The following is a 21,079-nucleotide window of genomic DNA, read 5'->3' as shown; positions in this document are numbered from 1 at the left end:
TGAGTTCAAGCAGATCTGGGTGCAAACATGATAATCGCCATGCCCGTAATTGCAACTGTTGCGCCAATCAGATCCCATAACGTCGGTTTGATGCCGTCGACTGTCCACAGCCAGAAAATCGCGACAAAAATGTAAACGCCACCATATGCCGCATAAACCCGGCCCGCCGCAGTCGGGTGCAGTGTCAGCAGCCAGGCGAACGCGGCAAGGCTCAGCCCGGCGGGAATCAGCAGCCATGCGCTTTTATTCTGGGTGAGCCAGAGATAGGTCAGGTAGCAACCCAGAATTTCCATAATGGCTGTAATGAAAAAGAGGGTGACGGTTTTAATTGCAAACATCGGTCAGGGTTTGTCAGGATAATCAGCTTGCGGTGGTGCAGTTAGACCCAAACGTTCCTGAAAATACTGATTCAGTAATCGGTTGCCGGGATCATAGTATTTCCGGTATTTTTCAAATTCATCGAGCCGGGCGCCGAATGCCGTGCGTGCTTGCGCCGGGGTTATGCCGCGTGTTTGATTGAATAAAGGAACGCCGCCCAGATTGCTGCAAAATTCATTATAGGCGGTGATGAAATCTTCCCATCCCGGATCGCCGGTAGAAACAGGATCCAAAGTCATAACATTGCCTGCCGATGAATAGGAAAACAAAGAGCTGTCATCCTGAAGAATACGGTACGCCACGTTTAGCATATTACAACGATACCCATGTTGCTGATAATAATCCCGGCAAAATTGAAAATAGGCGGTGAGTATTTCCGGATAATGTTCTTCCGGGAATGCCCAGATGCTGAATGTATATTTGGTCCAGCCGGATTGATGCGGGTAACGGATAATCTGATCTGTCGCGCTCGTTCCGGAGGGATTCTTAAGTATTTTTTCCAGAACCATCTGGACATTGCGGTTGAAAAAATCAACGAGTCTGTAACGCAATGATTTGAAAGGGATGAAATTGGTTAGAATATAACCGACACCGGGCGCCAGGTTTTTCCATGTCCAGTTTCTCAGATTCCATTGCCATGTTCCGGAGATTTTTGTCGAGTCGTTGTATTTACGAAATTCCACGGCAACGTCATTTAGGAACGGGAACAGATAGAGCATCATTGATTCCTGTTCTGAATCCGGCCGGTTGATCAATGGCGGCAAGACCCGAATAAATTCGTCAAGGGTATAGACCTTGTGGTGCAGTGCCATAGGCCGGGCAGGTCTTACTCTAAAAGTGACTTCATAAATAATGCCGAACAACCCGTAACTCGAGCGTGCGACTCGCAGCAGTTCAGGGTCGGATTCGTTGATTTCAATACACTCCCCCTGAGGGGTGACCATTTTAAGCGCTATTGCATAGGAACACACCTGGCCTAATTCTCCGGGCATTGAGGCGTCTTTAGTGCCGCCGCTGGCCGCGCTGCCCAGTGACAGGTTGCCCAGTTCAACATTGACAAAAAACTGCAATCCTTTTTCACGCAAGGCATGCGCGACATCAATATACAATGCACCCGCCTGGACGGTAACGGTATTATTTTCGGTGTTAATCTCCAGAATGTTATCAAAAGCGGTCATGTCAACAATGGTGCCGCCATTGGCCACAGCGCATTGCGTAGTGGAGTGATTGGACCCGATTGCGCGTACCGGCGCCGGATAAGTTCCAGTGTCCTTTAATATTGCGACTAAATCGTCAATCGATTCCGGTTTTACGACCGCACTGGGGTTGGAAACAATCGTTTTACCCCAGTTGGTAAATTGTGTAGGTGTTTGTGTCTGCATCACTATACTTTCTTAGGCCAGGGTGCAAACGCGTTTTTAACCTGGTCGAGAACGGGCGTTAACCCGGGGTGATGACGGCGAAGTACAGTCAGCATGGAGTTGTTTTCAATCCAGTCCAAACCCTCCTGGGTATAAATTTTGGCCCGGTAATCATTGGTGAAAAAGCGGTCGCTTTTCAACCGGCGTGACGCCATCAGAATAAAAACCCTGAAAGCGGTTTCGCTAAAGCCGAATCCTTCGGGTATGTCTTCGGCATAAAGTCCCACCATTAAATCAACCTGATTGATATCATTGTTGTAAATTGTACTGAGTTCTTTTGCCCATTCCGGGTTGCTGGTGATTGCTTCAAAAGAATCCACGCGTCCGCGGCCAACCAGTTCCCGGAACCGGTTATAGCGGGGTACGCCACGCTCCCTGTCGCGTAAAATATCCACCGCAGCCAGATCGAATGCCTCACCGCCCGGTTTGACCAATAGGCGTAAAAAGTTCGGATAATTGTGCAGTGTTAATGCGCCCGGATGTGCAATGCCGAACGAATAAAACAGATTGTCCATACCGATTTCTTCCATCATGGGCCGCGCTTTTTTATCAAAGCCTTCCATGAATGCTTTGCTTGAGATAAGCGAGCCATCGGTATGCGAGTAAAAATCAAACTGGTCAGGCATCAGTGGATGCATGCGATAGACCGATACAAATTCTTCCGTCAAGTAATAGGGCGCGGCGTGGTGCTCTGCTTTTGACCCTGGAATGCCGCTGAGTATTTCTCCATCACCAATGCGGCCGAACATATTTTTGAATTTCCTGCCCAGTATGCCCCACCAGTTGATGTTCATCGCCATCGCAGTAGCCGGATGTGGAAGAATCGCGGGCGTCCATTCGACTGTATGAATTTTGGCGATCAGTGCGGCGTTGATGAGCCGTGCATGATTAAAGAGTTTTTCATCGTCCCATTGCGGGTAGGCTTGTTTGAGATGGTCGCAGATGCTGTTGTGTTCTTTGACAAACAAGGTATGCAGCATGCTTAATCCGAACCACCAGGTGCCGGGGAAAGCCACCAGGTCGATTCCCAGTTCGGGATCGAAAGGCAGGAATCCATCGGCTTCAATATGCATTTTGCCATCCACATGAGCGCGGAGTTTGTCGATAGTTTCCTGATTACTGCCGTATACCTGGGACGCATCCCACCAGTGTGTTTCCGTGTTGATAAATGTTTTGGGCGCGCCGGGATCGTCCGGCCTGCTTGGGTCGGTCAGTGTTTTGTCGACTTTCATGGGCCGTTGATCCTGCGGCCATGGATCGTCAGCTTCAATTGGAATTTCCCATTGGTTGTCGGGTTGATTCCGGCCGTGTGAAAACCAGTCATGCGTCTGGAACTGAATCCATGACGCGGCATTAATATTGAGGATAGTCGCCGGTACGAATTGCTTTCTCGTCAGTAGCGCCTGACTTATTTTTCGGCTGCTGGGATTGTGAATGTTTTGTGTATCCGCTACCGTATCGCTTAATGGTACGTTGCGTCCAAAGCGGGTTCCGGCCATTCCCATTTCAGGGTGTTTGAGATCATTGTAACTGCCATCAATCGTGCGCGAGGTTAAATAGGATTTACTGGCGTCGCTATCGGGTTGAGGAAGTTTGTCGGGATTGCTTAACTGTGCGGTGTCGTGAAGATTTTCTTTTCTTAACTGATTTCGAAACTGAATGAGTTTAAGCAAAGCCAGTGGAACGGGTAATTTATACCAGGGACGATTTGACATTTTAACGACTCCCAGAAGATGTTAATGAATTTATACACTGAGATACGTCAATTCATTTTTTATCCTGACTTGTCCTGACAATCTCAGCAAAGAATAAGCTTTTGTTGCATTTATATTTTCTAATTGGTGTTTGATTATTAATTGTTATGACGCAAAATGCAGGAAGCTCCCAGTTTCGCGAATACGCGATCCATCTGATGATCGCGTTATGTCTCCTAGCATTGGAACAATGCTTCCCTGCAAGACACATTTGGCCATGTCCATAGACAAGCCCACTGAACCTGACATTGTCGAGTGACAGAATACTGGCCTTAATGTGTTGGAGCGTACTCAATGGCCAATGCGATGTCAATGATTTCGACACATCGGTAATTGCACGCATTCAGGTCATTCGCACAAATGCTGGCCTGAATGCTGAGGCCGATTTGTGAATTTTGTTGGCGATAATTCTATATCTGGAAGAAAAAATCCTGTGCTATCGAAATGAATCAATGCTATTTCTTTAAAGCGTGTCCGGCCAGGGTCTTTCCAAGATTCCAGATTGAACCGGGTACTTTATGGGTTTCAGCGATTGTTTGATCAAAAGCATTGAGTATCTTTTGGCAATCTTTATCTGTCAGGTTCAATGGCGGCAGCATTTTGACGACGTTCATGCCGTGACCGGCAACCTGACTCAGGATATGATGCTCCTTGAAGAGTGGAATTGTAACCATTTGACAAAACAAGCCTTTATTGGCTGCTTCCAGCATCGTCCAGGCGGCTTTGAGCGACAGGCTCTGCGGAGCGTGAAATTCTACTGCGATCATTAAACCCTTGCCGCGTGCTTCCTTGAGGAATTCGTATTTGCTGATCATGGCATTGATGCCGTCAATGATAATTTTGCCTTTTTCCGCACTGTTTTCAGTCAGTTTTTCATCTTCTATGACTTGCAAAGTTGCCAGGCCGGCGGCCATCGCCAGGTTGTTTTTGGAAAAAGTCGAGCCATGCACGACCGCGCGGTCCATGCGGTTAAAGACTGAGTCCATGATTTTCTCGGTCATGGCGACGCCGCCAACGGGCACAAAACCGCCAGATAACGCTTTTGCCATTAGAATCATGTCCGGTTTGACATTCCAGTGATTAACCGCCCAGAATTTGCCGGTTCTGCCGATGCCGGTCTGAATCTCATCGGCGACAAACAATGTGCCGTATTTGCGGCAAAGCCGTTCAACTTCAGGCAAATAATTATCGTCGGGTACATTGACACCTTTGCCCTGAATGGGCTCCACTATAAATGCGGCAACGTTTTCTGAACGCAATGCATTTTCCAGTGCTTCTGGATTATTAAATGGAATGGCTTCACAATCTGGTAACAATGCGCCAAAACCTTCACGGAAAATTTTCTCGCCGTTCAGCGACAGCGAGCCGAGTGTCAATCCATGAAAACTGTGTTCGCAGTATAAAATCTGCGGTCTTTTGGTCGTGTACCGGGCAAACTTGATCGCCGCTTCAACCGCTTCCGAGCCTGAGTTTGAAAAGAACATGCGGTTCAGATTATCCGGAACTGTTTGCAGAACTTTTTTAGCAAGCAGACCGCTTAAAAGCGACACATCCATCTGTACCAGATTCGGCAATTCCTGGGTCAATGTGTCCTGCAGTGCCTTGATAACGACCGGATGATTGCGCCCAATTGCAAATACGCCGAAGCCGCTGAGCAAATCAAGATATTCATTGTCTTCATGATCGTACAGGTATTGCCCAATCGCTTTTTTATACGTTCGGTCATAACCGATGGTCTTTAGCACCTTTACCATCTGACTGTTCAGATGCTTTTCATGTAGTGCAAATTTTTCTGATTGATGTTGTTCTAACAGTGCTGAAATACTAAAAGACATATTGAAATTCGCAAAATGATTTGAAACCTAAAACCGCCCGGTGATTGAGTACGATGATTCCGCCCGCTCAGATATCGAAATAAATTTTTAACTATCCGAATTAGATCAATTTTTTAATTATTTTTTCATCGAAATGATTTAGATCATATTCAATGGTTGCCTGCACAATAGTATTAAATTTGGGGTAAAGCAAGCAGAAAAAAAAGATCATACAAAAATATAGTTTATATCCGGTGAAAATTTTGAACGACCTGCTTTAGCAGTGTCAGTTTGCCATGGAAAAAATGTTCTGCGCCCGGGATAACGACAATCGGTAATGATTGCGGTGTTGCCCAGTCGATCACCGTTTTAAACGGTACAATTTCATCCCGGTCGCCCTGAATGATCAGGGTGTGTTCAATATTTTCAGGGATATCGGGTGTGCTGACATACTTTAGCGAAGGAGCGACCAGTACAAGTGATTCGGGTTTTAAATGCGCGGCCGCCTGTATTTGCACGCCACCGCCAAATGAAAAACCTGCGAGCAATAACGGTAAATTACCCGAATGACCGGAAAATTGATTTTGTATAGTCCGGGTGACGGCAATGACATCTTCGACCTCGCCGATGCCGTTGTCAAAAGAACCTTCGCTTTTGTTCACACCGCGAAAATTGAATTTGACCGCGATATATGCGAGTGCGAGCGCACTATTGAACAGGGTGTAGACCACTTTGTTGTCCATTGTGCCGCCGTGCAGCGGATGGGGATGCGCCACAACGGCTATACCGCGTGGTTGCGTTTTGGGTTCCGCCAGGATAGTTTCTATTTTTCCAGCCGGACCGTTGATAAAGAATTTCTGCACAATAAAACCAGACCAGGTTTGACCGGAACTATATTCTTAGACGCTCTACAATGCGGCCATTAACAAGATGTTCCTGGATAATTTCATCGACATCTTCCTTGTCAACATAGGTGTACCAGATTTCTTCGGGGTAAATGACTATGACAGGCCCTTCGTTGCATCGATCAAGACAACCGGCATTATTAATGCGAATCTTGTTTTTCCCGCTTAAATCAAGTTCCTTGATGCGGCTTTTGGCGTAATCACGGACTTCTTGCGCACCCATGTTATTGCAGCAGGCAGCAGTGCCTTCCCGCTGATTAACGCAGAAAAATACATGGTGTTGATAGTAGCTCATTGCGGAAACATAAATTTTTGAAAGACTTGGATTATACGTTTTTAGTACGGCTTTCCCAATACGGAATTTGTTTATTCTATTAAAAAAGCCAGCCAGTTGATATTAAAATTGTTATTAGTATTATGGGCACCTCTAAAAATCCATATTTCGTCACAATACGTCGTTGTTCACAAAAAATATTTCCTTACATATCAACCATATGCTGCGTCAAGATTTTTTGTTCTCGCCTCGTCTTGTTTAAAACTCTGAATTTTTAGAGGTGCCCTTATGGTCTTTAAAAAGAGAGAATTAACATGAAACAGTTGATGCCGGCTTATAAAATCGCTGCTGCTTACCGGTTTAGAGATCAGATATTCACACTGATCGCAGTAAAGGACAAATTTCGGTGTATCCCCGGCATAGCCGGGGGAGTGACTTTGACAGGTTTAGGGGCTGTTCTCAATGAGTGAATTATTTTTGTTGCCCCTGAGTTCACTCATTGAGAACAGCCCCTAGTGTTTTTACACCCATTCTTTTCCGATCAGAAAATCGGTATACAGTTTGTTTTCAACGCTGTCCGCTTCGGGCTTCCAGTCGTAACGCCATTTGACTATTGGCGGCAGCGACATCAGAATGGATTCAGTGCGTCCGCCGGTTTGCAGTCCGAACAGTGTGCCACGGTCCCAGACCAGATTGAACTCGACATAACGGCCACGACGGTATGCCTGGAAATCGCGCTCGCGCTCACCGTAGGGTGTATCCTTGCGTTTTTCCAAAATAGGGCGGTAAGCTGTCAAAAAATTGCTGCCGACACTTTGGGTCAGATTAAAGCATGTTTCCAGATCCGGTTGGTTCCAGTCATCGAAAAACACGCCGCCGATACCGCGCGGTTCATTACGGTGCTTTAAAAAGAAATACTCGTCACACCATTTCTTTAGACGCGGATAGCACTCATCGCCAAATGGCTGCAATGCATCTTTGCAGACCCGATGAAAGTGAATTGCGTCTTCTTCATAGCCATAATATGGTGTCAAATCCATGCCGCCGCCAAACCACCAGACGGGTTCTGCACCTTCCTTGCGGGCCTCGAAATAGCGGACATTCATATGGACTGTCGGCGCGTACGGATTGCGGGGATGCAGAACCAGCGAAACACCCATTGCCTCGAATGACCGCCCCGATAATTCGGGACGCGCAGCAGTTGCCGATGCAGGTAATCCAGGTCCGTAGACATGTGAAAAATTGACGCCGCCGCGTTCCAGTACATTGCCTTCTTCAATGACCGCGCTGGCACCGCCGCCGCCACCTGGACGATCCCACTGGTCGCGCCGGAAGCTGTTGCCGTCAACCTGCTCCAGTCCGGCTACAATGCTGTCTTGTAAACCGGTCAAGTATTCTTTGATTTGTGTTGTGTTTATACTGCTCATTCAATCTCCTGTTTTGCTGACTCGTTCAATCAGGGTTTATTTTCAAGTAGGGTTAACGCACGCCATTTGATACGTGATGACACTATGATCGTGCTATTTACGTTTATAATACTGTATTTGGCTATCCTGCTGCATTGTACTCGTTATATAACATGATTAAAGCATTTCATGCTTGATTTACCTCAAGCGCGAAACGGGATATGGATATCGGGAAGTGTATACGGGTTTTGATTGGTTTAAAAAACACCCCTATAAAGGAATTTTTACGGAATGTCTGGTAATTCATTTGGCAAACTCTTTAGCGTTACTTCTTTTGGCGAATCACATGGTCCAGCCATCGGCTGCGTCATTGACGGCTGTCCGCCCGGTCTGGAAATCAGCGAGCAGGATATACAGTTCGAACTGGATAGGCGTAAGCCAGGAACTTCCCGTCATGTAACGCAGCGCCGTGAATCCGATACCGTTGAAATCCTGTCGGGCGTTTTTGAAGGCAAAACGACGGGGGCATCGATTGGCCTGCTGATTCGCAATGAAGACCAGCGCAGCAAGGATTACAGCAAAATCATGGATGTTTTTCGTCCCGGACATGCTGACTATACCTATTGGCAGAAATACGGTATTCGAGATTACCGCGGCGGTGGCCGATCGTCAGCCCGCGAGACGGCGGTGCGCGTGGCTGCTGGTGCAATTGCCAAGAAGTGGCTCAACGAAAAATTCGGCATCGTCATCCGCGGTTATATGTCACAGCTTGGGCCTGTAGAAATTCCATTCAAACAATGGGCGGATGTCGATCAAAATCCCTTTTTTGTTGCTGACGCCAGTTATGTGGCAAAACTGGAAACCTTCATGGATCAACTGCGCAAATCCGGCGATTCGGTCGGCGCCAAAATCAGCGCAGTCGCCGAAGGCGTGCCGGTAGGGTGGGGCGAACCGGTTTACGACCGCCTGGACGCCGATATCGCCTATGCCATGATGAATATCAACGCGGTCAAAGGCGTCGAAATCGGCGCGGGATTTGCCAGCGTCACCCAGAAGGGCACCGAGCATTCCGATGAAATGACACCGGATGGCTTTCTCAGCAATAATGCGGGCGGCATTCTCGGTGGAATTTCGAGTGGGCAGCCCGTTACCGTCAATGTCGCCATCAAGCCGACTTCGAGCATCCGTCTGGGACGCCGCTCGATTGATAAGAACGGTAATCCGGTTGTCGTGGAAACGCATGGCCGTCACGATCCCTGTGTCGGCATACGCGCCACGCCTATTGTCGAAGCCATGCTGGCGCTGGTGCTGATCGATCATGCGTTGCGCCATCGCGCGCAGAATGCAGATGTCGATTGTAAAACGCCAAAGATAAAAGGAAGCGCTGAAAATGCTCTGTTATCCGACACAAAAAATGTTGCCGGCTTGCCCATGAAAGAGGACCCGGAACCCGAAGAAGATTGAACCGGCCTGATTAAATCAGGAAATATAATGGTATAGTGATGGTTTCATAAGCGTGATCGTTGACTTGAAATTTATAAGGGAGTTACTCGTGGAATTTGGAATAAAAGTAGCAAGTCTGGATAAACAGCGTGGTGCTTGTATGGTTGTGGGTGTTTTTGAGTCAAGAAAATTGACGGATGCTGCAAAAACGCTTGATAGTCTATCCAATGGTTATATAAAAGATATCATCAGTCAGGGTGACATGGAAGGCAAAGCCAATACGACATTGTTGCTACATAAGGTTCCAAATGTGCAGTGTAAGCGCGTACTGCTTGTTGGATTAGGCAAAGAGCAGGAGTTTAAAGACAGTGTGTTTATCAATGTTGTGCAAACAGCATTTCGTGCCTTACAAAATACGGGCACCACGGATTGCGTAATTTATTTGTCGGATGTGCCGGTTCATAAACGCGATGCTGCGTGGAAGGTCATGCAGATTGCGAAGCTTGCAGTAGAAAGTAATTACCGGTTTGACAAACTCAAAAGTAAACCCGATGAAAACAAGAAGACCTTGCGTAAGATCACAATTGGCATTGAGGATCGCGCAGATATGGCCGCCTGTGAAGTGGCGCTTTCCCAGGGTGCAGCCATAGCGCATGGAATGAGCCTGGCTAAAGACTTGGGAAATTTGGCGCCCAATATTTGTACGCCAACATATCTCGCCGATCAAGCCAAGGAACTTGCCAAAACATACAAGTTAAAAGTCACTGTTTTGGACATGAAAGCGATGGAAAAACAAGGAATGGGTGCATTACTGGCTGTTGCGCGTGGTAGCCATCAGCCGGCAAAACTCATCGTTTTGGAATATTATGGCAGGGGCAAGAAAGAAAAGCCAATTGTGCTGGTGGGCAAGGGCGTTACCTTCGATACCGGTGGTATTTCATTGAAACCACCCGCCGAAATGGATGAGATGAAATACGATATGAGTGGCGCAGCAAGTGTGCTCGGTACGCTGAAGGCGGTGGCTGAAATGAGTTTGCCGATCAATGTCGTTGGCATTGTGCCGGCAACCGAAAACATGCCGGGTGGAAACGCAACCAAACCGGGTGATGTGGTTACCAGCATGTCCGGGCAGACCATTGAAGTGTTGAACACCGATGCGGAGGGACGCTTGATTCTATGTGACGCATTAACCTATGCAGAGCGTTTTGAACCGAAAGCGGTAATTGATATTGCCACGCTTACGGGAGCATGTGTTATTGCATTGGGAAATGTTGCAACGGGTTTAATAAGTAATAATGATGCCTTGTCACAGGAATTGCTCAAGGCAGGTGAAGAAACCGGGGATCGTGTTTGGCGATTACCTTTATGGGACGAATATCAGGATTTATTGAAGAGCAATTTTGCGGATATGGCAAATATCGGCGGCCGCGCCGCAGGTACGATTACTGCGGCCTGTTTTTTATCGAGATTTACCCAAAAATACCATTGGGCGCATTTGGATATCGCAGGCACGGCCTGGAAGTCCGGTAAAGAGAAAGGATCCACAGGCAGGCCTGTGCCGCTATTGTCCCGTTTTCTGATTTCACAAGCCAATTCATCCAAGTAGTATTGTTACACGGGCGATAGTGCTGCTGTTGATGACGGAGATCTATTTTTATTCAGGCGCTGCTGACAAGCTACAGGTAGCGTGCAGGTTGTGCGCCAAAGCATTGAGCCATGGCACCCGGATGATGATTTTCTCAGCTGATACAAGCGTGCTGAAAAAACTCGATATATTGCTCTGGACTTTTCAGCCGACCAGTTTTTTGCCACATTGCTGTATTGATGATGAAAAATTGGTCGAATCAACACCAATTATCTTAAGTACCCGAGTGTTAGCGGGAAGTGACTGCGATGTATTGATCAACTTGCACGACCAGTGCCCGCCTGCACTTGAACAGTTCAAGCGGGTTATTGAAATTGCAGGTTTCTCAGCTGAAGATAAATCAGCTGCCCGTGAGCGTTACCGTTTTTATCAGCAGACCGGTTATGAATTACATCATCATAAACTGGCATAATACCTAAAAACATATGGTTCAAAAGTGATCGCTATGATTGATGCTGTTAAAACAGATGTGGATGAAGATAATGAGAAGATTCTAGAGAAATTTAATTTTTTAATCGATAAATATCACCATTATAATCATTCAGTTATTACTACTGCAGATGCGCCTGATGTCGATAAAATACCAGTTTTGACCGAAAGTGTGTCTTTGCGCGCCAAGAACCTGCAATCACAATTTGATGAGTTGTCCCCGTTGCGTTTATTGCTGGATGCTGCGTTGGTTGACGCCAAAATAGATTTGCATCCTGCAGATCGGCAGGCGCTGGTGCATGCACTGGAGAACCGGATTGTTGTCCAGGAAAAGGTTTTGCTGGAATCTCAGGAATAAAAATTCCATTATAATTACAAGCCTTTTATTTTTTTCTAAAACAAAACACCTAATTTTTTCATGGAACTTGCAAAAAGTTTTGATCCTAAGTGTATCGAAGACCGATGGTATTCAGTTTGGGAGTCGGCCGGTTACTTCACACCGGACTATGCCGATAATACCCCGGCCTATTGCATCATGTTGCCACCGCCGAATGTGACCGGAACATTGCATATGGGGCATGCCTTTCAGCACACGTTAATGGATGCTTTAACTCGATACCATCGCATGAAAGGCGATAATACACTCTGGCAACCCGGTACTGATCATGCCGGAATCGCGACTCAAATTGTAGTTGAACGTCAATTGGATCAACAGAACATAGATCGGCGCGATCTGGGCCGGGAAGCATTTCTCGAACGTGTCTGGCAATGGAAGGAAGAATCCGGTTCAACCATAACCCGCCAGATGCGGCGATTAGGGACTTCCTGTGATTGGACACGCGAACGTTTCACCATGGATGCGGCGTTATCCCGTGCTGTTACTGAAGTATTTGTACGTCTGTTCCGTGAAGGGTTGATTTACCGTGGTAAACGACTGGTTAACTGGGACCCTGTCTTGCAGACTGCCGTTTCCGATCTGGAAGTCGTGTCCACAGAAGAAAATGGTACGTTATGGCATATTCGTTATCCGCTTGAACTGGCGGAAGGTGAAGTCTCTGCAAATGAAGCAGTTGTCGTAGCAACCACACGGCCTGAAACCATGCTCGGGGATGTCGCGGTTGCAGTGCATCCGGAAGATACGCGCTATCAGCATTTAATCGGGCGGCATGTCCGTTTGCCGTTATGTGAACGCAGCATTCCGGTTATTGCAGACAGCTATGTTGACCCTGAATTTGGCACCGGTTGTGTCAAAATTACACCTGCGCATGATTTCAACGATTATCAGATGGGGCAGCGTCATCAACTGGTGCCCATCAATATTTTTACGCTGGATGGAAAAATTAACGATCTTGCGCCGACAAAATATCAGGGTATGGATCGTTTTGAAGCCAGAAAAAAAATTATCGCCGATCTTGAAACACAGGGTTACCTGACTGAAACCAAACCGCACAAACTGATGGCCCCGAGAGGTGATCGCACCAATACAATCATCGAACCCATGTTGACCGATCAGTGGTATGTGTCGATGGAAGGCATGGCAAAACGCGGACTGGAAGTGGTGGCAAATGGTGGGGTCAAGTTTACTCCGGATAACTGGGCGCATGTTTACAATCAGTGGCTGGAAAATATCCAGGATTGGTGTATTTCGCGTCAGTTGTGGTGGGGGCATCGAATACCTGCCTGGTACGATGAAGACGGCAATATTACTGTTGCGCATAGTTTGGAAGAAGCGCAGCAGCTTTCCGGGAAAACTGATCTTAAACAGGATGAAGATGTGCTCGATACCTGGTTTTCATCCGCTTTATGGCCTTTTTCAACGTTGGGCTGGCCTGATGATACCCGGGAATTAAATACGTTTCTACCGACTTCGGTTTTGATTACGGGCTTTGATATCATTTTCTTCTGGGTGGCGCGCATGGTGATGATGTCGCTGCATTTCACGGGAAAAGTACCGTTCAGGGAAGTATATATTACCGGCCTGATCCGTGATGCCGAAGGTCAGAAGATGAGCAAGTCCAAAGGCAATGTGCTCGATCCGCTGGATTTGATTGACGGCATTTCATTGGATGACCTGGTTGCCAAGCGAACTACAGGACTCATGAATCCAAAGCAGGCGGAATCCATCGCAAAAAATACCCGCAAACATTTTGCCAGTGGTATTCCTGCTTTTGGTACGGATGCATTACGATTTACCTTTGCCAGTCTGGCTTCCCATGGACGGGACATCAAATTCGATTTGCAACGCTGCGAAGGCTATCGTAATTTTTGCAACAAATTATGGAATGCATCGCGTTATGTGCTGATGAATTGCGAAGGACAGGATACTGGGCTGGATGCGGGTAAGCAATATGATTATTCAGATGCAGACCGCTGGATGATCAGCCGTTTGCAGCTGGCTGAAAGCGTAATCGAGAAATCCTTTACAAATTATCGCTTTGATTTGGCGGCAAGGGAAATTTATGAATTGGTATGGGACGAATACTGCGACTGGTACGTTGAACTGGCGAAGGTGCAGCTAAACAGCAGCAACACGTCCGAACAACGCGCCACACGGCAAACACTTGTGCAGGTGCTTGAAGCGATGTTGCGTTTGGCGCACCCGATTGTTCCTTTTATCACTGAAGAGCTCTGGCAGAAAGTCGCGCCGCTTGCAGGAAGAAGCGGAGAAAGCATTATGTGCCAGCCTTATCCTGTTGCCGATTCAACAAAAATTGATCCGGATTCGATTGAGAAGGTTCAGTTGCTTAAGGACATGGTGAATGCCTGCCGTACGCTTCGCGGTGAAATGAATTTGTCGCCGGCGCAAAAAGTACCATTGCTGGCCGCTGGTGATGCGCAAACACTAACCCTGTATACACCTTATCTGATGGCTTTGGCCAGGTTGTCGGAGATTGAGATTCAGGATGAATTACCGGATGCCGATGCACCGGTTTCCATTGTCGGCGACTACAGACTGATGTTGAAAATTGAAATCGATGTTGAAGCTGAGCGCGAGCGCCTGACAAAAGAAATGGACCGTGTCGCAGCAGAAAAAACAAAGGCTGAGGCCAAGTTGTCCAATCCGAGCTTTGTCGAACGTGCGCCGGCCGCAGTTGTGGCGCAGGAAAAAGACCGGCTGGCAGGTTTTAGTGCGAAGCTTGATAGTCTGAGCGAACAGTTGCACAAATTGCATTAACGGCCTGTTAAATATAAGCGCGCCGTTTTTCTGCGAAAGACTGGTTGTATTCTGATGCATGGCAGCGGTGCAGGTTAAAGGTTGAATGTGGCACCCCTTCAATTTCATGGTGACCTGTTTATGGGCGTCTCTAAAAATTCATAATTCTAAACAAGACTAGGCCAGTTTTTGTTGATAGCAAAAAATTTTGACGCAGCATATGATTGATATGTAAGGAAACATTTTTTGTAAACAACGAAGTATTGTAACGAAGGATGGATTTTTAGAGGTGCCCTTATGAGTTTTGTCAGGCAACTTCTGCTGTTGACACGCATTACACGATCGCATCATATTGCGCGGCGCTATTTTGTAGTCAATGGATTTGACGGTGCGTTGACCATGTTGGGCTTGTTGATCGGGTTTTATGTGAGCGGTCAGGTTGTATTGCCTGTTGTGATCAGCGTATGTCTCGGTGCTGCAATCGCGTTGGGCATGAGCGGCATGACCAGCGCTTATATCAGCGAAGCAGCGGAAAAAAAACGCGAACTGAAACGGCTTGAAAAGGCCATGATAGCGGATCTTGGTGAATCGGCATACGGTCATGCAACCCGATTAATGCCGTTACTCATCGCTTTTATTAATGGTCTGGCGCCATTCTTGATTGCGTTATTCATCATCTTGCCATTGGCCTTGGCGCACTGGCAACCGCAACTTGTTTCCCACCCGCTAGAGATGGCAACGATGGTTGCATTCCTGCTTATATTCTTATTGGGCGTGTTTCTTGGTCGCGTTAACGGACATTTCTGGTTATGGTCAGGGTTGCAAACACTGTTTATCGCAGCCATTACAACCCTGCTGATTTTTGTTTTAAGTCCTGTTTAGATAAATTCAATACCTGTATTTGACAAGCCGACAAGATTGATGTTAGTCGCATTCAGATTGGTTTCGGCGGCAAAAACCACGAGTTCACCTGTGGTTACGTCGTTGTTGTTCAGCAGGTCGACAAAAGGCCGCGCCTGTTGTGTTGTTGGTGGCGACCCAATAACGTTGGTCCACAATTGTGTTACAACTTTTTGAGGGGTGTTTCCACCGGCAAATTTAATTGCTAATTCTGCCAACTCCTCGTAAGTCATACCGTCGTCCAGAAGCTCCAGGCCAATACCGACAAATTTCGGGTTGAGAACATGCTTGCGTCCGAAAGTGGCGCCTAAAAGTTTAGCAACCTGCCCGGCGCTGGTGTCGAGATCATATGCGATACCGATATCAGAGAATTTCAGGCGCTCGATGCTGATTAATGTATCCTGACCATCATCACCGGCTGTGTCTATCACTTCGAAACCATTGCTGGTGCGTGTAATAGTGTAGTCATCGATTGGATTGGAAAATATAGCGGTATCCGATCCGCCCGCGCCGTCAAAAAGATCGTTGCCCTGTAATCCTTCAAATACGTTGACGCCGTCATCTCCACCAAAATGATCATCGGCCGATGAGCCAATCAGTTTCGCAGCACCCGCGACAAACAGCTCGATACTGGTAAATGTGCCGCTTACCGATTCTGTTTCGGTAATAAATTCAATTTCCAGATCGGTTTCTGTGCCTGCATTATCTTCCACGACTGAAAACAGTGCGAGATCATTGGTGGAATTGGCGAAGGTTGCGTCCGCTTCCAGGACTTCCAGCGGGGTAAGCAGTATACCGCCTGAATTACGGGGTTCTGAACCAGAATCGTTCTTCCAGACAGGCTGATCAAATTCAAGTTCGGCAACATAAGTGCCTGCAACGGTGTCAATCCGCACGGTGCCGCCCAAAGCGCCGAAATCGAGCGTGTCAGTACCTTCTCCACCGTCAATTATCATGTTGCCCAGGCCAATTACAAATTGATCGTCACCGGTATCGCCTATGGCGCGATCGTTACCATCGAGTACCAGTACATCGTTGCCGCCGCGCCCCTCGAGCAAATCATCGCCCGCCCCACCGGAAAGCATGTTATCGAGATCATTGCCGCGTATTATGTCGTTTCCGTCTCCGCCAATAATGTTTTCAATGTCGACAAGCGCATCATTTTCCTGGCCGCCAGAAAATAATCTGAGAAGGGCGCTGCCATTGATCAGATCAACTTCAAGATGACCGAAACTGGTGTTTTCGACTTCGCCCTGGTTTGCACCTGGCGTGGCAAAAGCCCAGGTGGCCGTGTCGATACCGCCGCCGCCGTTTATGACATCATTACCCGCGCCGCCATGCAATAGATCGTCGCCGGTATCACCGAACAAACTATCGTTTCCTGCACCCCCATATAGCGCATCCTGGCCATCGCGTCCTTCGATGGTGTCGTCGCCACCGCCACCGATAAAACGTTCTCCGGCATTGCTGCCGCGCAAGAAATCGGAATGCTCATCCGATCCAATGAGTTCCTCAACATTGGTTACTGTGCCGAAGAACCAGTTGCTGCCGTCGGAAGTGTTGACAGTACCGGCTAACAGATCCACGTTTAATCCCGCGAAAATGCTGTTCTGATTGGCAGATAGCGTGTCTTTGTCTTCACCCCCGTCAATTCTGACTTCTCCACTGCGGATAATGAAAATGTCATTGCCTTGACCGCCCAGTGCTTGCACCAGATGGCTGGAACCAGAATCAATTTCAATGCGATCGTCACCTTCTCCGCCGTCGGCTAGGCCATCTTCCTTGATGATAATGGTGTCATCCCCCAGTTCGCCAAAAAGATTAAATGAAGGATTGTTATCGCCGCCACTGTTGCCTCGAATGAAATCATTGCCGCCTGCGCCGTGAACCGTAATTTCTCCCCGGTCACGTAACTCGAAGTGATCATCCTGATCGCCCGCAAAATAAACGTCGAAATTCGATACGTTACCCGAGGCAATAACAGATGGACCGGATTCGTTTTGAAGGCTGCCGTCTGGTGTAGCCAATTCATTGCCTTCCAGCGCATTGAATGCCCGCAGTGTGGATCCGATAGAACCATCCAGCCGCACCAGCCAGCGAACATCAGGTGTTTCTGTTAAATAAAGTGTGTCAAACCCGCCGCCGCCGTCGTAATTGGCGCCGCCTGTGCCGGCATAAACAATATCATCGCCATTACCGCCGCCGACAAACCGCCCGGCAAGCTGGCCGTACAGCGTATCGTTACCATTGCCGCCGTCAATTTCAACATAAGTGCCAGGCCCGCCATACAATGTATCATTAAAATCCGAGCCGACAAAACGTTCAATATTAACGGCGGTGTCGGTTGCGATGACGGTGCTGCCGTCAGCGGACATGCGTTCAATCCGTCCTGTTTCGGCAAAAATTTGAACCGGACCGGACGCCTCTTGTGAACGCGCTTTGGATCTTATTCCGTCATTGATGTATTCACGTTGCAAAACATCAAATAGGTCGGATGCGTAAGTTAACGCATCAAAGTTGCCTTCGCCGCCATCATAAAAATTGGTTGTTCCGGCTACTGTACGCTCCCCGGAAACCAGTGTGTCATTGCCGTCTCCGCCATATAATACGTCGCTTCCGGGGCCACCAATCAGTATGTCCTCACTGGGTCCGCCATCAAGTAAATCGTTGCCGCTCCGGCCATCCAGAACATCGCGGTCGGCGGAAGCAACCAAGCGGTTACCCGTACTGTCGCCAAATTGAAATGTTTGGCGGTTATCCTCGACAACGACGTTTTCGATAGAATTTAGGGTTGAGGTGTTGTCGGAACCGGCAAAGATCGTGCCGCGTTCCAGATCGGCATCAATTGTTGGATTGCCGCTATCGTTATTGACAGGAAAACGCCAGGTATCATTTCCTGCGCCTCCAGAGAAAACATCTTCACCGCCGCTGAAAACGAGTATATCATCACCTGAGCCGCCGTTTAGGAAATCGGCAGCGGGGCTGCCGACAAGCATGTCATTGCCACCGAATGCGTTAATTGTAATGGCGGTTGAGCCGCCAAAAAGAAAGTCTCTGTCTTCTGTTCCATCCAATACACTTTGACCGAGGAGTGCTCTAAATACGCTATTGAGTAATAGCGATGGCGTAAGGCCGATATCAGAAAAAACAAACAAATCGATATTTCTGGTTTCATCAACGCCATCTACTGTACTTGTGCTGGATGGGTATAGATGATTGAAGGTTATGGATGCCCCATCTCCCGATTGAGAATAACCGTATTCAAGAAAATTTCCGCGGAATATGGCGATGTCGGTGCCGTCGCCACCATCCAGAAAATCGTTTCCTGAACTGCCGATCAGGATATCAATACCGCCTTCACCGATTAAGGTGTCATCGCCTTCGCCGCCAAACAGCAGATTATGGTCGCCGGTGCCGGTTAATGGGTCGTTTAGTGGCGTGCCGATTCCGATAGGGCCGGTTTGTGAATTTCCAACCGGTTCTACAACCTCCCGGGTCAGACTGTCAAGCCAACTGGAAATGCCGAGATGGTCTTCAAACTGCCCAAGCGGATCAATTTCAAGGAATGCGGTATCGAAATCATCCAGAATAGTGTCAAAAATTCCAGGGTTGGGTAACAGCTTGTTTATCTTGTCTGAGACAGTATTGATCACTCGGTTGATACCGAGTGTATCCATAATGTAATCAATTACCGGACCTACAGTTACCTTGAAGATAAATCCAACCGCATCCAGTATCCCTTCGATCGGTTTAAGTACTTTGGAAACGGCGTTGAGCGGGCCGCGCAGAAAGCTGAGTGAGGAAGAGATGCCGTCAAATGCGAGTCTGACACTCAGTACCGGCAAGAAAGTTGCGCTCGGTACTGCGCCATCGAGTATTTGTGCTTTTTCCTTAACTTCGGCGAAAGTTTCGTTGATTGCGGATATCGCTGCATTCGGGGGAGTTACCAGTGCATCAGCACCTGCCGCCGCGGGTGCTGCAGGGTCTCCGTTCGGATCAAATTCATCGATTTTATCCAATGCAGAAATCAGCTGGCTGACTGCAACCGTGTTTTTGATCAGCGCCTGTTCGGTGACTGCCAGTTTTTCATCGAAAGAATCGAGTTTTTCCTGTGCTGCATCCAGTTTTTCTTCAAGCTTGCTGTCGTCAATCTTTTTGGCCAGCTGTTTGGCCTTGTCCCTGACTTTGTTGGTTACATTCTGAACAGCATCGAGTACCTTGTCTGCTACCTTGGCCAGTACCTTTAACGGGCCGGCTTTATCCATTAATTTGAGTACAAGTTTTTGTTTGCTAATGGTGTTGCTGAATTCATCGGCTTTGCGTTCAATGGCATCGACGGCGTCAATGGCCATTTCTACCTTGTCAATTTTGTCGTCGATATCTTCGATGAGCACACGGATATCATGTACATTATTATTGGCTTGTTGTAGATTGCTCCCATATGAGCGCAATTCTGGTCCCGCTGACATTTATTCTCTCCATATATTAAGATCGCATGACTACGCGCCTGTCATAACCTATCTTTTTATTGATTTTTCTAAAGTATTTGTTAAGCAGAGACTTTTGTTATCGCGCTTGATTGTCTTAGAAATGATAGATGCGTTGTATAAACGCTATAATAATTATTAAAGCACCATGCGTTGATTATGCAATGATCTCGCCAAGGCAGTCATTATTGATAGTTATTAGAATAAACAAGCAAGTTACATGCCATGCTGTTAATACTATGAATAATAAACAGTTTGAATTTTATGAAGTGGCAAGTTTGTAAATAGTGTAAAGTTTCCTGACACTATTATTTCTTGGAGGGGGTTTCTGGGCAAGTAGCGGATTTACATCATAAGTGGACAAAATTTTCGCTACACCGATTCCAGTCGTTGCAGTCAGGAAAGGTTCTGGCGCTTACCTTGTTCTTTGATGATTTCACTGTATATCCGTTTCATGACTGCATTATTATACGCATGAACAATGATTTGTGATTTAAAGAGTGCATAAAGTTCGATAACGCTGATCGCAATAATCAATAACAACCCAATAATAGCAAGTGGCGTAAACAACATGATCGCGCCAATCAGGAAAACGGAAATATTGAATAAACCGCGCATCCATTTCCCCAGATAAAAATGGTGCAGGCCTGCAATGAAGATATAATTTAATGTTGCATAAGTATCCGGGTCTTTAAGTTGTTTTTCTGTTTCCTTGTAAAATACGTAACGTTTGTCGTCCGGTAACGCCCGGACTAATTTGCGTATGTGTTCTTCCTCATTAAGCACTTCTTCCTGGGAAATCATTGAAGCCGTCCTTGAGTTTGACCTAGCGGCCAAGTGTGATGATCACTGCTTCGCGTTTCCAGAACAATAAAAAACGCTTTTGTTCAACCAATTGAAAAACCAGTTGCCAGCCATCGGCGGCTTCTTTATTTAAAATTGATTCCAGTTTTTTGAGGGGCAATCCAGAAGCGCCCAGGAAAATAGTCCCAAGTCCGCCTTCGGTAATGTGTAATATTTTATATTCCGTATACGCCATGATAAGTGTCCTGTATGAGTGCAACGTAAA

At 47.2% G+C, this 21,079-nt stretch carries 18 protein-coding genes; 8 read left to right on the top strand and 10 right to left on the bottom strand.

Annotated elements, in window-relative coordinates; genetic code table 11:
• Positions 1 to 5 precede the first annotated feature (5 nt).
• The 3 genes from MRK00_14560 to MRK00_14550 are packed head-to-tail and all read right to left on the bottom strand — an operon-like array spanning position 6 to position 3,514.
• Positions 6 to 338, bottom strand: a complete 333-nt coding sequence (locus MRK00_14560) for a YnfA family protein (protein ID MDR4518589.1) — start codon at positions 336 to 338, stop codon at positions 6 to 8.
• 3 nt (positions 339 to 341) lie between these two features.
• A complete protein-coding gene (locus MRK00_14555; GenBank protein ID MDR4518588.1) occupies positions 342 to 1,760 on the bottom strand; it encodes an FAD-binding protein in 1,419 nt (472 codons plus the stop codon).
• Between the two features lie 2 nt (positions 1,761 to 1,762).
• The gene (locus MRK00_14550) at positions 1,763 to 3,514 is read right to left on the bottom strand and encodes a hypothetical protein (protein ID MDR4518587.1); all 1,752 of its coding nucleotides are present in this window, start codon (positions 3,512 to 3,514) and stop codon (positions 1,763 to 1,765) included.
• 287 nt (positions 3,515 to 3,801) lie between these two features.
• Here MRK00_14550 and MRK00_14545 point away from each other — a divergent pair, with 287 nt between their 5' ends.
• Entirely contained in the window at positions 3,802 to 3,945 is a 144-nt protein-coding gene (locus MRK00_14545; GenBank protein ID MDR4518586.1) for a hypothetical protein, read from the top strand.
• Positions 3,946 to 4,008: 63 nt separating this feature from the next.
• Here the strand turns inward: MRK00_14545 and MRK00_14540 are convergent, their stop codons facing one another.
• From MRK00_14540 to MRK00_14530, 3 genes are all read right to left on the bottom strand, one after another.
• Positions 4,009 to 5,388: an aspartate aminotransferase family protein gene (locus MRK00_14540; GenBank protein ID MDR4518585.1), complete on the bottom strand. Its 1,380-nt coding sequence runs from the start codon at positions 5,386 to 5,388 to the stop codon at positions 4,009 to 4,011.
• Between the two features lie 224 nt (positions 5,389 to 5,612).
• Complete coding sequence (locus MRK00_14535; protein MDR4518584.1) at positions 5,613 to 6,230, bottom strand: alpha/beta hydrolase family protein; 618 nt, start codon at positions 6,228 to 6,230, stop codon at positions 5,613 to 5,615.
• 28 nt (positions 6,231 to 6,258) lie between these two features.
• The gene (locus MRK00_14530) at positions 6,259 to 6,567 is read right to left on the bottom strand and encodes a (2Fe-2S) ferredoxin domain-containing protein (protein ID MDR4518583.1); all 309 of its coding nucleotides are present in this window, start codon (positions 6,565 to 6,567) and stop codon (positions 6,259 to 6,261) included.
• A gap of 293 nt (positions 6,568 to 6,860) precedes the next feature.
• Between MRK00_14530 and MRK00_14525 the strand changes: the two genes are divergently transcribed.
• A complete protein-coding gene (locus tag MRK00_14525) occupies positions 6,861 to 7,016 on the top strand; it encodes a hypothetical protein (GenBank protein MDR4518582.1) in 156 nt (51 codons plus the stop codon).
• 51 nt (positions 7,017 to 7,067) lie between these two features.
• Here MRK00_14525 and hemF read toward each other — a convergent pair whose 3' ends face one another.
• Positions 7,068 to 7,964: an oxygen-dependent coproporphyrinogen oxidase gene (gene hemF, locus MRK00_14520; GenBank protein MDR4518581.1), complete on the bottom strand. Its 897-nt coding sequence runs from the start codon at positions 7,962 to 7,964 to the stop codon at positions 7,068 to 7,070.
• A 279-nt stretch (positions 7,965 to 8,243) separates the two neighbouring features.
• Here hemF and aroC point away from each other — a divergent pair, with 279 nt between their 5' ends.
• From aroC to MRK00_14490, 6 genes are all read left to right on the top strand, one after another.
• The gene (gene aroC / locus MRK00_14515; protein MDR4518580.1) at positions 8,244 to 9,416 is read left to right on the top strand and encodes a chorismate synthase; all 1,173 of its coding nucleotides are present in this window, start codon (positions 8,244 to 8,246) and stop codon (positions 9,414 to 9,416) included.
• A gap of 88 nt (positions 9,417 to 9,504) precedes the next feature.
• On the top strand, positions 9,505 to 11,001 hold the full coding sequence (locus MRK00_14510) for a leucyl aminopeptidase (GenBank protein ID MDR4518579.1): 1,497 nt from the start codon (positions 9,505 to 9,507) through the stop codon (positions 10,999 to 11,001).
• A 31-nt stretch (positions 11,002 to 11,032) separates the two neighbouring features.
• Positions 11,033 to 11,452, top strand: a complete 420-nt coding sequence (locus MRK00_14505) for a DNA polymerase III subunit chi (GenBank protein ID MDR4518578.1) — start codon at positions 11,033 to 11,035, stop codon at positions 11,450 to 11,452.
• A gap of 33 nt (positions 11,453 to 11,485) precedes the next feature.
• Entirely contained in the window at positions 11,486 to 11,827 is a 342-nt protein-coding gene (locus MRK00_14500; GenBank protein ID MDR4518577.1) for a hypothetical protein, read from the top strand.
• 60 nt (positions 11,828 to 11,887) lie between these two features.
• Complete coding sequence (locus MRK00_14495; protein ID MDR4518576.1) at positions 11,888 to 14,644, top strand: valine--tRNA ligase; 2,757 nt, start codon at positions 11,888 to 11,890, stop codon at positions 14,642 to 14,644.
• Positions 14,645 to 14,920: 276 nt separating this feature from the next.
• Positions 14,921 to 15,505, top strand: coding sequence for a hypothetical protein (locus tag MRK00_14490; GenBank protein ID MDR4518575.1), 585 nt, complete (start codon positions 14,921 to 14,923; stop codon positions 15,503 to 15,505).
• Here the strand turns inward: MRK00_14490 and MRK00_14485 are convergent.
• The 3 genes from MRK00_14485 to MRK00_14475 form a co-directional block, all read right to left on the bottom strand.
• On the bottom strand, positions 15,502 to 19,992 hold the full coding sequence (locus tag MRK00_14485; protein ID MDR4518574.1) for a hypothetical protein: 4,491 nt from the start codon (positions 19,990 to 19,992) through the stop codon (positions 15,502 to 15,504). The genes MRK00_14490 and MRK00_14485 overlap by 4 nt on opposite strands.
• Positions 19,993 to 20,406: 414 nt before the next feature.
• On the bottom strand, positions 20,407 to 20,814 hold the full coding sequence (locus MRK00_14480; protein ID MDR4518573.1) for a TM2 domain-containing protein: 408 nt from the start codon (positions 20,812 to 20,814) through the stop codon (positions 20,407 to 20,409).
• A 22-nt stretch (positions 20,815 to 20,836) separates the two neighbouring features.
• Complete coding sequence (locus tag MRK00_14475) at positions 20,837 to 21,049, bottom strand: DUF4177 domain-containing protein (protein ID MDR4518572.1); 213 nt, start codon at positions 21,047 to 21,049, stop codon at positions 20,837 to 20,839.
• Positions 21,050 to 21,079: the final 30 nt, after the last annotated feature.

This window comes from Nitrosomonas sp. (assembly GCA_031316255.1).
In the GTDB taxonomy this organism is placed as follows: domain Bacteria; phylum Pseudomonadota; class Gammaproteobacteria; order Burkholderiales; family Nitrosomonadaceae; genus Nitrosomonas.
This window is presented reverse-complemented; position numbering and strand designations above follow the sequence as displayed.